The sequence below is a fragment of the Chryseobacterium culicis genome (assembly GCF_002979755.1).
Lineage (GTDB): Bacteria > Bacteroidota > Bacteroidia > Flavobacteriales > Weeksellaceae > Chryseobacterium > Chryseobacterium culicis_A.
Genome location: NZ_PCPP01000001.1, coordinates 1169426 through 1184239, shown reverse-complemented (window position 1 = coordinate 1184239; position 14814 = coordinate 1169426). Strand labels below are relative to the sequence as shown.

Genomic DNA, 14814 nt, shown 5'->3' with positions numbered 1-14814 from the left:
CTAAAAAATTGAATTTTCATCTACAAAAGAGATTATGATTCCTTTATAAATTTCTTCTGAACAGTAATGCCTCCATCCTCAATCTCTATCATATACATTCCGTGGATGAGATTGCTGACATCAATAGCATTGTTAAGAATAATTCCGGTTGATATAAGTCTTCCAACAGCACTGTAAATTTTATACTGAGCCTTTGCACTTATATTTTTTACATACAATACAGAACTTACCGGATTGGGATAAATGTGGATCTCCGATTGGTTAAGCGAATTCGGTACTGGCTGTTTTGAGATTCTGACCGTATAATCTTCCACTTCACCATCTTTGAATTTGGTACAGTTCACAGGAATACCGTCTTTTTGTAAAGCGACTCTCATCACTACATATTTATGATCGGTCATACTGATGAAAGCTTCCGTTGGAACTGAGAAAACAGTACTTGCCGTTGGATTTCCATTAGGGCCGTCCGCCAGAATTCTTTCGTTGATATCAAATTCTCCGTTTCTGTTGAAATCGATCCAGACAGCAATACCTGCGTTAGTTCCTGAACTTAAAGTCTTATCAATAGTAATCTGGTTTCCTTTTGATCCTTGAATCAAATCAATAAATTGTAAAGGGTTTCCTGTATAATCCGAATAGGTAGATGCGAGCGATTCATTGATCATTTCCTTATTACCATTAGGTTTCACAGTAACCTTTGAAATAAATTCTGTTGTGGAATTGGCTGCTGACATCGGACAGTAGATTACGGTAGGAGTAGTGAAATAGTATAGTTTGGTAAAATTTCCCGGTACTCCGTTACAGATATTGGCCACCTGCATTTCGTATTTGGTAAGTTCCAGCAAACCTGTAATGGTGTAAGTATTGGTAATCACAGGAACATCACTCCAGCTTGGAATCCCTACCTTTCTGTATTTCAGCAGGTAAGTAGCTCCCGGAAACGAATCCCATACAACTTCTGCCGTTGTTGGAGTAATCTGAGTGATCATAAGCCCCGGAGGAGGAATTTCACAAATTCTTTCAGTAGTAAATACCTTCGGATTAGACCACGGATTGGCCGTTAGTTCTCCGTTACAGATATTGGCTACCTGCACTTCATAAGTTTTGAATGAATCAAGATTTGGAATCGTGTATGAATTTGCCGGTGGTTGAGGGATTGTTGGCATATTCCATGGAATAGTACCTACTTCTCTCCATCTTAAAATATAGGACGCACTCGGAACAATAGGATTCCAGGTAATCAGTGCTGAGTTTGAGGTTACATTGCTTATAGTTACAAATGGTGGAGTAGGATCACATCTTGTTGTAAATGTTTTTATGGGAGTGTAAACTCCGATTCCGCCACTGCCACAAACTGCTGCAATTCTTACCTCATAAACCGTAGCCGGAGTTAAAGTATTGATTGTTACTGGTGGATTTCCTCCTAAAACAGAAAGGTTCAAAGTTGTCCAAGCAGAAGCAGGCGTTGTAACAGGTCTGTATTCTAGGACAAAAGCATTATTGTTAGTAGCTGCAGTCCAGTTTATATTCACTGAATTATGGGTAATATTGGTAAATACAGGATTTCCAGGTGTTGCATTACTGCATGGTCTTAATCTTACACTATAATCTTCTACTTCACCATTGGCTGCATCTGCACACATTACCGGAGCGCTGGTTCGCTTCATTACCACTCGCATGGTAGTTGTTAAAGGTCCTGTATAAACTCCCGTTGCGGGAACATCAAAAGTGGCTGTTACTGGAGTCGTTGTGTTGGCTGCAGAAGTCAGTACCTTTTCAGTATCGGTGAAAATTCCATCTCTGTCCCAATCGATCCATGCATTTACAGCATCAGCATATTGAGTTCCTACCCAGCCTTTAGAAACCGACAGTTGATTTCCCTGAGAACCGATTTCAAGATTAATAAGTGTGGCTGCTGATGTATAACTGATGTAATTCGTCTGAACAGAAGTGTTATCCATTATCGGGAAGTTGACAGGGGTCACTTTTACATTGGAAATATAATCGTTCGTTCCTGTTCCGGTCATGCTGCAATAGGTCAGTGGCGGAGTCGTAAAACTTATGCTGGGAGAGAATGCTCCCTGGTTTCCGTTGCAGATCGTTGCAATTTGAACCTGATATCCGGTCTGCTCGGCAAGTCCCGTTATGGTATAAAAGCTTTGTCCTGCAGGAAGAGTCTGCCCGGCCGCTGTGGGAAGCCATGTTCCTGTACTTCCTTGTCTCCATCTGATAACATAAGTAGCATTAGCAGCAGGCATCCATGATACATAAGCGGTATTATGGGTAAGGTTGTTCACTGCAATATTAGCAGGAGCAGCAGTAGTACAAGGTTGAAGATCAATAAATTTCACATAATAATCTTCAACTTCTCCATTGCTGGTTAAAGGTCCGCAGGCGTTGGCTGGAGTGAGAGAATATACAATAACGCGCATTTTTACCTTACTCGTTCCTAAATACGCATTTGCCGGAACATCAAAAGTAGCCGTAACAGGAGTTGTATTTGAATAGCCCAGATTCATAATTCTTTCCCCACCAGGACTTGTTGTCGGATTATTATCAAAAATCCCGTCACCGTTAAAATCGATCCATGCATTGGTAGAATACGTTCCTGATAAGATTGATCTTCCTACAGACAACGTATTATTTACTGAATTTCTAAGCAGCGTAACTGTTTTTGCAGGATCTGTAGAATAATCTGTATACGTTGTTGGCCCGGAATTATTACTGGTTAAAGGTACATTAGTACCAATCATAGTCACATTATTGATATATCCGTTTGTAACGGTTGCTGTGGCTGCATTACAATAAGTCAGAGCCGGAGTTGTAAAACTGACAGGTGCAGAAAATACGCCCTGAGTTCCACAGATTGTTGCGATCTCTACCTCATATTGTGTTTGCTCAGTTAATGAAGTAAGCGTTACACTATTGGTAAAAGGAGTTGCTATAGTAATGGTTTGCCATGTAAGGGAAGGAGGTATTCTGTATCTTACCACATACGTTGCATTGGCTGTTGCATTCCAGGTAACATTGGCTGAGGTAGCCGTAATATTACTCACAGCAATATTGGTCGGAGGCGTATTGGTGCAGCTTGGTAACGTTGTACCTGTTAATTGTACTCTTGGAAGTACAGCATAGCGGCTTGTTGCCGTAGGAAGGTTCGCAGGATCCGGATTGGTTGTTGAATTATAATAAATCATTCCACGGTTATTTCCCGCAGAATAACTTCCCCAGTTTGCGGTACATGAGGTCCCTGTTGAATTTTCGTCAACACCTATCACCACATTGCTGACACCATCCCATAAGAATGGAGTACTTAATGGAATTTCAACCCATGTACCAGCTGCCATTGTTGGTAAAGTACCGGAATACACCTGTGTTAAAGAAGTTGAAGGTACCCAGCTTGAAGTGGTGGCAAAATCTATTTGGGTGGTGTTTCCCATATAGATCACGCATTGGTTATAATTAGCCTGGGCAGCAGCAGTAGTGGAAACAAAAAATCTGATGGCTGTTATATAATTATTCGTTCCTACAGCTGCTCCAATCTCTGAAGCCATATAAATCTGCTGGGAATAATTAAATCCGGAACAAGAATATACAGGTAGAAAAGCATGGGTAGCCGTACCTCCGCCAATCTGCCCTGGGGTAAAAGGAATGCCTGCAATCCATGGTGATTTGTCAGTGGCGGAACAAACGGATCTTACCCACCAGTAGTAGGTAGCTCCGGAAGTAAGTGAACTGATATTAGCACTTGTTCCCGGATTGGGTGTACCCGCTGTTGCATTTGCAGGAGGAGTATTGTTTGTACTGTAATAATATTCATAACCATTGGCTGGCGCCGGAGCTGGAGCAAGCGGAGCAGTCCAGTTCAGCGTTGCAGAAGCAGGTGCAATATTGGAGGCAGGTAAAGTCACGGGCTCAAAACAGGTGGGAGCCTGAATTACCTGAACCTCATCCAATAATACATCATCATAAAAATTTCCATTTCCTGCAGCATCTTTATCTACGGTAAACTTTAGCTGTATGGTATTCCCGACATAACTTGCCGCCAAAGGAACACCAACTGTTCTCCATTCTGGGGAATTGGTGTCACCTGACCATACCTGTACCCATCCTGAACCGTTATTTACTGCAAGTTTTAACTGATTGTTGTCGGCAGCAGGTACGGTACCGTTAAGTCCGGTCAAATGATCTTTAAACCATTCAAATTTGATATAAGGATTCGTTAATCCCGCTAGGTTGATCTGTGGGCTCACCAGTTCCACAGTGTGTTCATCAGCATAAGGGGAAGAGGCATCAACCCATGCAAAAGTTCCGGCAGGTTTTCCTCCGTTTCCGGTGGCTCCGTAGCCTGCTGATCCGGAAAACTTCCATTTGACGTTAGCATTTGTGGATGCTGAAGAAGGGTTCTGGCTGGTCCAGCATGCAGGAAGTGCACCGGTACTGAATGACTGTAAAAAGGGCACCGGAACCGGAACGCAGGTTTGTCCCCGGGCATGACCAAAAGTCAGTAAAAATAGGATAATAGGTAGAATTTTTCTCATATAGTTTCATTTTTAGTTAGAGTCTGTTATTCAATTTGCCTGCCTAGTCCAGCGAAAGATATGCGGAGTTATTCCATAGAATTTGTTTGATAAATTCATAGAAAAACTCTGTTTTTAATCACAGATAGGGTAAGCTGTTAAAATATATCACTGCGTTTCCTTATCACCTCTTTTATAAAAAGTGATTAATGGATAAACAGAAAAAAATAGTAGGTACTAAGTAAGTGGGAATGGGGGGAGTTGCAGATCCGTTACAATTTGATATTTGTTCACTTTACTGCCTATAACTTGTTGTGGTTTTTAATGGGTTGGGTTTCCTTTCATTTTTATATAGTTTTCTTAGATTAGTTTTTTGATGATGACTTGGGTAAAATTAATTTATTAAAAATTGAATATGACTATACTTTCGTATAGTTTTAAATCAAAGTTTGATGAATTAATCAGAAACTGATGCTTCCGAAAATACCTTCAGAAAAGAAAATAGGCAAGAATTATTTTAAAAGTAATGATTAATATAAATATATTTCTTTTATTATTTTGATTTTTTCTCTTTTCATTTCCGTGCAAGGCGGAAAAAATAGAATTCTATGGGTATTTAAAATGTAATAAAAGAATGTTTTGTAGATTTTTTTGTCAACAAAATAAATGATTTGTAGTTTTTAGTTTGATGATAATTAAGTTTTGATAGATTTTTTATTTAGCTTAATTATAGATATGTTTGCAAAAATCATCTAAAAAATACATCTTATTGTTATGTTAAAAATATGAGTGCTAAAAATAATTCATTGTATGCTATAAAGGCATCCGGTTTATCAAATTCTGAAAAAAAGAGTACATCAGACAAATATTTTAATGTGCTTAAAGCAGTGTCGGAAACCAGCTTGGGTAGTGTTTATATTGCAGATCTTAAAACAAAGAAATTAGAATTTATTTCGGAAAATCCTCTTCTTTTTTCCGGTTTTGGGTCTGCTGAGGTTGAAAAAATGGGCTATAACTTTTTTCGTAAATACGCTAAGAAGGAAGATCTTGAAATATTAAAGAAAGTAAGTACGTATGGACTTAAGTTTTTTGAGTGTCTTTCCTCCGAAGAGAAAAAAGTACACACCATCACCTATGATTTTCATCTTAAATATACCAATAGTGTAGATGTGCTGGTCAATCACAGGATTACACCCATAGAGCTCTGTGATGATGGAGAAATCTCTAAAATAGTCTGTATAGTGTCCTATTCCCTGAACCGGACTGCCGGAAATATCAGAATCATATCCAATACTTCAGAAAGCTATTGGAAGTATAATCTCTTTACAGGAAAATGGACGGAAGAATCTAAAGTAGCCTTAAAATTAAGGGAGATCGAAATCATACGATTGTACCTTCAGGGGCTGAAAATAGAAGAAATTGCAGAACAGCTGTTTGTGTCACCCAGTACAATAAAGTTTCACAGGAGCAAATTGTTTGAAAGAATTGGAGTGAAAAATATAATTGAAGCCATATCCTACGTAATAACGAATAATTTGATTTAAACTATACTTTTTACATGTTTCCAGATCAAAAAGCACTGAGAAACACCCTATTTTTCTCCGTATACCTTAACAGTTTTTAATTTAAAACTGGTTGCTTCCTATACATGGTTCTCCTGAAAATTCTCCCTCTACAAAATACTTTAGAAGGAGAATGCCCGGAACAGCTTAGTTAAGCTGATAATTCGTAATTACTAAACTCAGGATGAAATGAACATAGTTCTCTTCTACCTCTTTTCTGTTAATCAGTTTGTTTTTGTATTCATAAGAATTCAGGTCTCTGGATAATTTCTGATACGTTTCAAAATCGTCACCTTTTACCTTTACTCTTATATTACCATCTTTTCTGTTAATAAGTACATTATCCAAAGTCCTTACTTTAAATAAAACTTCGCATAATGTAGGACGAGCCTTCATAGAACCGATATATCTTTCAACTATATTAATCTTGAACGAATCAAATATGATGTTATTAAAAACGATTTTAGAATTAGGCTCCTGAGTGTTGAGTTCAAGTTTATAGTTCATTACTTTATAAATTTTGGCAAATATAAGTTTAATTATGCCAAAAAACAGACTGTTTTAATAGATCATTCCCATATTAATGATTGAATTTTATTCTGTAAACACAAAATCATATGAAAATGTGAATATTAGGGGCTTATAAATCAGGGCAAAACAATGGAGGTGTAAACTTTTTCTTTCCTTTTATTTTTTTCATTATAGGCATTTACGTAATTTTATTCTCTGTATAACAAAATTCATATTAATACCAATATAATGGAAAGATATAGTTATGGAATGGTTGGCCTTGGAGTAATGGGGCGGAATCTGCTTTATAATATCGCTGACAATGGTTTTTCAATCGCAGGATTCGACCTTGATCAGGAGAAAGTTAAAGAATTAGAAGGCGGAGCTGCTTCCGAAATGAAAGTTAAAGGTACAGGCTCTCTGGAAGATTTTGTATCTGCACTGGAAGTCCCAAGAAAAATTATTCTTATGGTGCCTGCAGGAAAACCTGTAGATGCTGTGCTGGAAAACATTACTCCGCTTTTAAGCGAAGGTGATATCGTAATTGATGCAGGAAATTCTTATTTTGAAGACACCAACAGACGGGTTGCTGATCTGGCATCCAAAAAACTGCATTTTATGGGAATGGGGGTGTCAGGTGGTGAAAAAGGAGCGAGAACAGGCCCAAGTATTATGCCTGGAGGAGATCTGGAAGCATTCAAACTTCTGAAACCAATGCTTGAAGCCATTGCTGCAAAAGTAGACAATGAAGCATGCACAGCTTATATGGGGAAAGGATCTGCCGGAAACTATGTGAAAATGGTACACAACGGTATTGAATATGCCATTATGCAGCTTATCAGTGAAGCTTATGACCTTCTGAAAAGAGGAGCAGGTTTAAATAATGATCAGCTATATCAGGTATTCAGAGAATGGAATAATGGTGAAATGAACTCATTCCTTATTGAAATTACCAGAGATATTTTTACCCAGAAAGATGATTTGACAGAGAACTATCTTGTTGATGTGATTTTAGATAAGGCCGGAGCGAAAGGAACCGGAAAATGGACCTCTGAGCAAGCTATGGAAATCGGAGTTTCTATTCCTACAATTGATATTGCAGTAACGTCAAGAATTCTGTCCGCTTATAAAAACGAGAGAGTTCAGGCTTCAAAAATATATGCTGAAAAAGAAATCACAAAACCGGAAAACACAGAATTGTTTATTCAGGAAGTAGGCGATGCTCTTTTTCTTTCCACATTAATCAGCTATGCACAGGGATTATCATTACTGGTAAAAGCTTCTGAAGAATATGGTTTTGAAATCCCATTGAAAGATGTTGTGAAAATCTGGCGAGGAGGATGTATCATCCGTTCCGTTCTGCTGGAAAAATTCTATTCAGCATATACCCAAAATCCTAATCTTTCCAATATCCTGCTTGATCATGATATTTCTGAACTGGTAAAATCAAAAATAAAAGCGTTAAGAAAAACTGCCGGATATGCTGTTACAAATGGAATCTCAAGTTTAGGAATTCAGACGGCGTTGGGATATTTTGATGCTTATACCACAGAATCTCTTCCTGTAAATCTGATCCAGGCTCAGCGTGATTATTTCGGGGCTCATACTTATCAGCGTATCGACAGGGAAGGAGTTTTCCATACCTCTTGGCAAAGTGCAAACAATTAAAATTCGGAAAAATGAATCAAAATAGAATCTTGCAGCCAACAACTATCGTTATTTTTGGTGCTACAGGAGATCTGGCAAAAAGAAAACTTTTTCCGGCATTTTACAACTTATATATCGATGGCAGAATGCCCAAAGGCTTCAATATTGTAGCGCTGGGAAGGGCAGAAAATACCGATGAAAATTTCAGAAATTACATCAAAGAAAATCTCGAAAGTTTCTCCAGAAAAAAAGTAACTTCTGAAGACTGGGCAGGTTTTCAGGCTCATATAACTTACTTTCAGCATCAGCTGGATGAAGAAAGTTCTTATGAAAATCTACAACAGAAGTTGCAGAATTTTGACACTGTTTACGGAATGAGAGGCAACAGGTTGTTTTACCTGTCAATTGGCCCTAATTTCATTTCTACGATATCCAATCATATCAAAACTACGTCATTAGCTTCCGATCCGAAAAAAGACCGTATTATTATTGAAAAGCCTTTTGGTCACAATAAACAGTCCGCAATCGAACTTAATAGCCTTCTGGCAAAAACCTTTGAGGAAGAACAGATCTATCGTATTGATCACTATCTGGGAAAAGAAACCGTACAAAATATATTGGCATTCCGATTTGGGAACTCTATTTTTGAACCTTTATGGAAGCATAAATATATAGAGTCCGTACAGATTACGGTGGCAGAAGAAGTAGGAGTTGAGACCAGAGGAGCCTTTTATGAGCAGACTGGAGCTTTGAGAGATATGATTCAGAATCACCTGTTGCAAATCCTGTGTATGGTAGCTATGGAACCGCCTGCTTCATTGCAGTCAGGGGAAATCAGAGATCGTAAAGTAGATGTTTTGAAATCGATACGCAGAATTTCTTCTGATCAGGTAGATCATTATGCTGTAAGAGGACAATATGGAAAAGGTATTGTGAATGGAATGGAAGTGAAAGGATATCGTCAGGAAGATGGAATTGCTTCAGATTCCAATACTGAAACTTTTGCTGCGATCAAATTCTACCTGGATAACGAAAGATGGCAGGATGTTCCTTTCTATGTTCGTACCGGAAAGAAAATGAAAGAAAAACATTCTTATATTACCATTCAGTTTAAACCGCTTCCTCATTCCACATTCTCAGACAGCCCTCATCTTTTATCAGCCAACAGACTGATTATTAATATCCAGCCGATGATGGATATCAGACTGCAGTTTATGACGAAAAAACCAGGACTTACCCTGGATTTGAAACCTGCCGAAATGATCTTTGATAATTTTGCCTGTCAGGATGATACTCCGGAAGCGTATGAAACTCTTTTACAGGATGCCCTTTTAGGAGATCTTACCTTATTTATGCGTTCTGATCAGGTGGAAGAAGCGTGGGATGTTGTCACCACAATACAGGAAGCATGGGAAAATAACAAAGACCTGTCTTTCCCGAATTATAAAGCGGGAAGCTGGGGGCCGGAAGATGTTAATGCTTTGGTGGAAAGACAAGGACACAGCTGGGTATAAAACAATATAAAATTTAAACAAAGAAAAATGAATATTACAGTATTTGACGATCTGGAAAAACTGTACACAAAGGCAGCAGATGCATTTGTTGACCTTTCAAAAAAATCTATTCAGAAAAATGGACGTTTTGTAGTGGCTTTGAGTGGAGGTTCTTCACCGAAAGCTATTTTCAAGCTATTGGCAGCACCGGAATATAAAGAACAGATAGAGTGGAATAAAGTCTACTTTTTTTGGGTGGATGAAAGATGGGTTCCTTTAAATGATGATAAAAGCAACTTCCGGATGACGGATGAAGCCCTTTTAAGCCATGTTCCTGTTGATAAAAGCCATGTTTTCCCTATGTATAGTGACGGAAAACTTCCTGAAGACTATGCAAAAACCTATGAACAAGAAATCAGAAATGTTCTTGGTGATGAAGGTATTTTTGATTTTATTCTTTTAGGAATGGGAGATGATGGTCATACAGCCTCATTATTTCCGGGTGAAGAAGTGTTACATGAAAAAGAAAAATGGGTATCTGCCTATTATCTGAAGCCTCAGGAAATGTTCCGAATTACACTGACCGCACCATTGATTAACAAAGCTGAAAATATTCTTGTAGTAGCATTTGGAGAATCTAAAAAACATGCTCTGAATGAAGTGCTGAATGGTGAATATAATCCTGTATTATATCCAATGCAGCTTATTGAAAGAAAAGACGGGTTTCAATTTTTCACAGATGAAAAAGCCAAAAGCTGATTAATTGTAACCGTAATAAAATACAAGAGACTGTCCTGAGACAGTCTCTTTTCATATCAACTATTATAACACCGACTCATCGGCATATACAATCTTCTTTATAAATTCAAAGCTTATTACTTCAAATTTAAAAACAGTATCACTAGAGAAGTAATGATACTGTTGCATTTAGTGTTTTTACCTTAGTTGCTTGTTTTCGAAACCTGTCATTTCCCTCAACTCACATAGTGTTTCTATATAAAATGGTTATTAGTTTGGAGCAAATATACAAAATAAGACACTTCGTAGTGTCTAATAATGAAAAAAATATGTTAATTTTTAATTAATAAATATAAAACACTGTAAAAGAGTGTGTTATTGTGAATGATTCTATCCGGAAAATTGGATTTAATTGAAAAAAACTGAAATATGATCTATTGGGTAATGATGAATGCGGAATGTTTATAAATAAAAACAGCACCACTAGAATGTAGTGATGCCGTATGAGTTATATTTCTCTCAGTGATTGAATAGTAAAATATTTAAACTGAGTGAACTAACGATACAATCTGATCTCTCTTAATCTCATAATTTAGATCATTTGCTTTAAAAAGTGGTTATTAGTTTTTGCAAATATATACATTTAGACACTAAAAAGTGTCTAAAATGAAAAAAATTTCTTAAACTTGTACGATTGAAAGTTTACCATGGAAAGAAAGTCTGCAGCAGGAAGTATCCGGAACAAGGAACGCAGTAAAAAAAAGTTTTTGGACGCGGTTGGAAAAATACTGAGAACCAAAGGATATACTGCCTTGAAAGTGAATAGTATTGCTGCTACAGCCGGGGTAGATAAGAAAATGATCTATTCTTATTTTGGAGGCATAGACGGACTGATTGATGAGTATATCCGGTCACAGGATTACTGGAGCAGGGTAACCATCGAAGAAATTGAGAAAATAAAACCCAAATTAGATGACGGAGGGAAATCCTTTATGGAAGAAATGTTTTTGTCGCAATTTGATTATGTGTATACCAACAAAGAAGCGCAAAAATTACTTCTATGGCGTCTGTCTGAACCTCGTAAAGCCTTAAAAAAACTTACCGATACCCAGGAAGAAAACGGAGAATATATCTTTAAACTGTTGATGGATCCTCATTTTAAAGATAATGCTGAAGATGTACGCTCCATCATGGCGATTATGGTTTCCGGACTTTATTATCTGAATATGTATGCGGCAATAAATGGAAGTATTTTCTGTGGCATTGATATTAACACTCCTCAGGGAAGGGATAAGATCAAGAAAGCCGTTTCTTTCATGTTACATCATACTTATGAAAATCTGTAAGGGTGTAATTTTTTAAGAATAAAAGTCTTATAAAAAAACAAAACCATTAGAAATCTAATGGTCTGTCTATAAGTTGTGTTTCTACCTTAGTTGTTTCGGGTTCGAAATTGTCTTAAAGTAAGGGAACTCAATAATACAATTTGGATTGTTTTATTTTTCAACCTAATAGTGTTTTAAAATATATAGTTGGTTTTAGTTTGTACAAATATATAAAATAAGACACTGTGAAGTGTGTAAAATAATGAAATTTTTCTTTATTTTGTTTAATTGCTTGAATTTCAATGTATTATTTTTTATTTTAAATGTAAATACTTCTCTGAATAAATACTGACAGTTCAGTTTAATCTATAAAATATAGAGGAAGATATTTCTATAGAGCAACAGAATGTTTTTAAAAAGAGTGGGTCATAAAAAATATCTATTAAAAAGTATTTTATTTAGTATGAAACCATTTTTTAAGAAATAAAAACAGCACCACTATGGAAAAAATGATGCTGTTGGTTGTGTTTTTACCTCAGTCATTAATGTTCGAAATATTTTAAACTGAGGGAACTAACGATACAATCTGAATAGTTTTTAATTTTTTGATCTCGATAGTGTTTTTATATAGAGAATGGTATTAGTTTGTGCAAATATATACAAATAGTTGATATTAGACACTGGTTGGTGTCTAAAATGATAAAAAAATTTCTTAAACTTGTATATTGAATGTTTAGTCATGGAAAGAAAGTCAGCATCAGGGAGTATTAGAAACAAGGAGCGCAGCAAAAAAAAGTTTTTGGATGCCGTGGGGAAAATTCTGAAAACGAAAGGACATGCAGGGTTGAAGATTAATGATATCGCTGCTACTGCCGGGGTAGATAAAAAAATGATCTACACGTATTTTGGCGGAATGGATGGCCTGATGGACGAATATGTCCGTACACAAGACTTCTGGGTGAAAGCAACCAGCGAAGAAGTTGAAAAAATGAAACCCAATCTTGAAGACGGAGGAAGAGACTTTATTCAGCATATGCTTCAGTCACAGTTCGATTATGTGTACACCAATAAAGAAGCTCAAAAATTACTGTTGTGGACGATTTCTGAACCTAGAAAATCATTGAAAAAACTGATTGATACTCAGGAAGAAAACGGAGAGTATATCTTCAAATTATTAATGGAATCCCGTTTCAAAGATAAAATGGATACCTATCGTTCCATTATGGCGATTATGGTTTCCGGACTTTATTATCTGAATATGTTTGCCTCCCTCAATGGCAGCCTCTTCTGTGGAATAGATACGAACACTCCTGAAGGACGAGAGAAAATCAAAAAAGCAATATCCTTTATGGTTGATCAGACCTATGAAAACCTTTAATCTATTTTAAAGAACATAATAAAAAGAGGCAGTAATCTGCCCCTTAAATGGTTAATTGATGAATAATGGAATTGGCCAGCAATTGCTTATTGAACCAATTCGCAGCTTTGCTTAGTTCTGTGCTATTTTTTCTTTATCAAGTGCTACTTTAGTATTCAGATGACCTCTTATTAAAGTGACTGAACTTGGTTTCCCGTTGGTAAAATCAAACTTCAGCAAATTAGGATAATCAACAATTTTAAACAGTCCATTTTTCAAATACACCAGTTCATTATCATTTTTGCCTTTAAACATTTCTAAAATTGGAGATTCAACATACAGGCGGTTATTTTTTTCTACTATTTTGGTTACCATTTTTTGTGAATAGAGAAAATCATCATAAGTCCCTACCAGTTTCTCTTTTAGCTCTAAAGGTATTTCCTGAATGTCTTCATGATCTGATTCTCCGTTCCAGTTCATCAGGCTCAGAATTTTTCTTTGCGTTTGAATGATCACAGGAATACGATTAGGCTTTTCCCCATTTGCCAGCAATGCAAAACCGTTTCCGTCTTTCATCGTTGCAAAAGTACTGCCGCCCACTCCTGTATTGGAACCATTACATGAAAACCATTCATAATTATTGTATCCAAAAGATTTCTGCCATCCATATCCCCAACCGCCAACTGCATTCTTTAAAGCAGAGACTTCCGTTATTTTTTTTGCTACCTGATGAGAAATTACTTTGTTGTTTTTATTGCGCAATGCATTCTGGATCTCAATCGAAAGCTTAGCGAGATCTGAAGGGGTAGACCATAGCCCTGATGCTCCTACTTGTGGAGTGATAGGCAGACCCGTTTTAATCACATTACCATCTTTATCATGAACAAGAGCCACATTGGTGGGGAATCCATTTTCGTTGGGCTGAATCATCGTTGTATTTTTCAGACCAAGAGGTGAGAAAATATAGGTATGGGCAAGTTCCGCAATAGATTGATGTAAAGTGTCTTCGAGTGCCATCTGAACAATTACATAGCCACCTCCGCTGTACTGCCAGTCAGTTCCCGGAGTAAACAGAAATTCAATTTCTTTATCATATCGGGGGATTTGTCCTAAAAGACTTTGTTGTAGAGTAGGGATCTTTTCGCCCTCATAATGGTCCTCAAATCCACTCTGGCTTGTACCTGAAGTATGGTTCAGAAATTGTTTCCAGGTTGGGCTGTTGTTTTCAGTCAGTTTACTTTTTGGCAAGTGCCATCTTTTCAGGTATTTGTCTATAGGTTCATCTAAATTGATTAACCCTTTTTCTTCAAGAATATGGCAAAGAAGCGAGGTAATTGGTTTGGAAATAGATGCCGTGGAAAAAGCTGTATTTTCATCTATCTTTTCTTTAGAATTTATAGATTTTAATCCAAACTGTTTTGAATATACAATCTTATAATTTTCAAAGACAACAAGGCTAAATCCGGAGAGCTTATATTTTCCCAGTTGTGACTCTATATTTAAACTATCTGTAAGAAAGTTATAGTCTTTCTTTCTGGAAATATTCTGCCCAAAAGTAAAAGTGCTTATTAGTAATAGTACAGCTAAAAGATTGAATGAAGTTTTCATTGTATCGTTATTTATGGTTAAACATTATTATGATACAAATGTGAGAAAGCAGCT

General features: G+C 36.8%; 9 protein-coding genes. 6 read left to right on the top strand and 3 right to left on the bottom strand.

Going from position 1 to position 14814, the window contains the following annotated elements:
* Window positions 1-32: 32 nt before the first annotated feature.
* Window positions 33-4541, bottom strand: coding sequence for a GEVED domain-containing protein (locus CQ022_RS05535; RefSeq protein WP_105681976.1), 4509 nt, complete (start codon window positions 4539-4541; stop codon window positions 33-35).
* Window positions 4542-5305: 764 nt separating this feature from the next.
* Here CQ022_RS05535 and CQ022_RS05530 point away from each other — a divergent pair.
* Complete coding sequence (locus CQ022_RS05530; RefSeq protein ID WP_105681977.1) at window positions 5306-6064, top strand: response regulator transcription factor; 759 nt, start codon at window positions 5306-5308, stop codon at window positions 6062-6064.
* A 165-nt stretch (window positions 6065-6229) separates the two neighbouring features.
* Here CQ022_RS05530 and CQ022_RS05525 read toward each other — a convergent pair whose 3' ends face one another.
* Window positions 6230-6589: a prevent-host-death protein gene (locus tag CQ022_RS05525; protein WP_105681978.1), complete on the bottom strand. Its 360-nt coding sequence runs from the start codon at window positions 6587-6589 to the stop codon at window positions 6230-6232.
* 252 nt (window positions 6590-6841) lie between these two features.
* Here CQ022_RS05525 and gndA point away from each other — a divergent pair, with 252 nt between their 5' ends.
* The 5 genes from gndA (at window position 6842) to CQ022_RS05500 (ending at window position 13173) form a co-directional block, all read left to right on the top strand.
* On the top strand, window positions 6842-8260 hold the full coding sequence (gndA, locus tag CQ022_RS05520; RefSeq protein ID WP_105681979.1) for an NADP-dependent phosphogluconate dehydrogenase: 1419 nt from the start codon (window positions 6842-6844) through the stop codon (window positions 8258-8260).
* An 11-nt stretch (window positions 8261-8271) separates the two neighbouring features.
* Window positions 8272-9753 carry a glucose-6-phosphate dehydrogenase gene (gene zwf / locus CQ022_RS05515; RefSeq protein WP_105682755.1) on the top strand — a complete coding sequence of 494 codons (1482 nt, stop codon included), beginning with the start codon at window positions 8272-8274 and terminating at the stop codon, window positions 9751-9753.
* 27 nt (window positions 9754-9780) lie between these two features.
* Window positions 9781-10491: a 6-phosphogluconolactonase gene (gene pgl, locus CQ022_RS05510; protein WP_105681980.1), complete on the top strand. Its 711-nt coding sequence runs from the start codon at window positions 9781-9783 to the stop codon at window positions 10489-10491.
* A 686-nt stretch (window positions 10492-11177) separates the two neighbouring features.
* Window positions 11178-11816, top strand: a complete 639-nt coding sequence (locus CQ022_RS05505; RefSeq protein ID WP_105681981.1) for a TetR/AcrR family transcriptional regulator — start codon at window positions 11178-11180, stop codon at window positions 11814-11816.
* A gap of 718 nt (window positions 11817-12534) precedes the next feature.
* On the top strand, window positions 12535-13173 hold the full coding sequence (locus tag CQ022_RS05500; protein ID WP_105681982.1) for a TetR/AcrR family transcriptional regulator: 639 nt from the start codon (window positions 12535-12537) through the stop codon (window positions 13171-13173).
* Window positions 13174-13284: 111 nt separating this feature from the next.
* Here the strand turns inward: CQ022_RS05500 and CQ022_RS05495 are convergent, their stop codons facing one another.
* The gene (locus CQ022_RS05495; RefSeq protein ID WP_105681983.1) at window positions 13285-14760 is read right to left on the bottom strand and encodes a serine hydrolase domain-containing protein; all 1476 of its coding nucleotides are present in this window, start codon (window positions 14758-14760) and stop codon (window positions 13285-13287) included.
* Window positions 14761-14814: the final 54 nt, after the last annotated feature.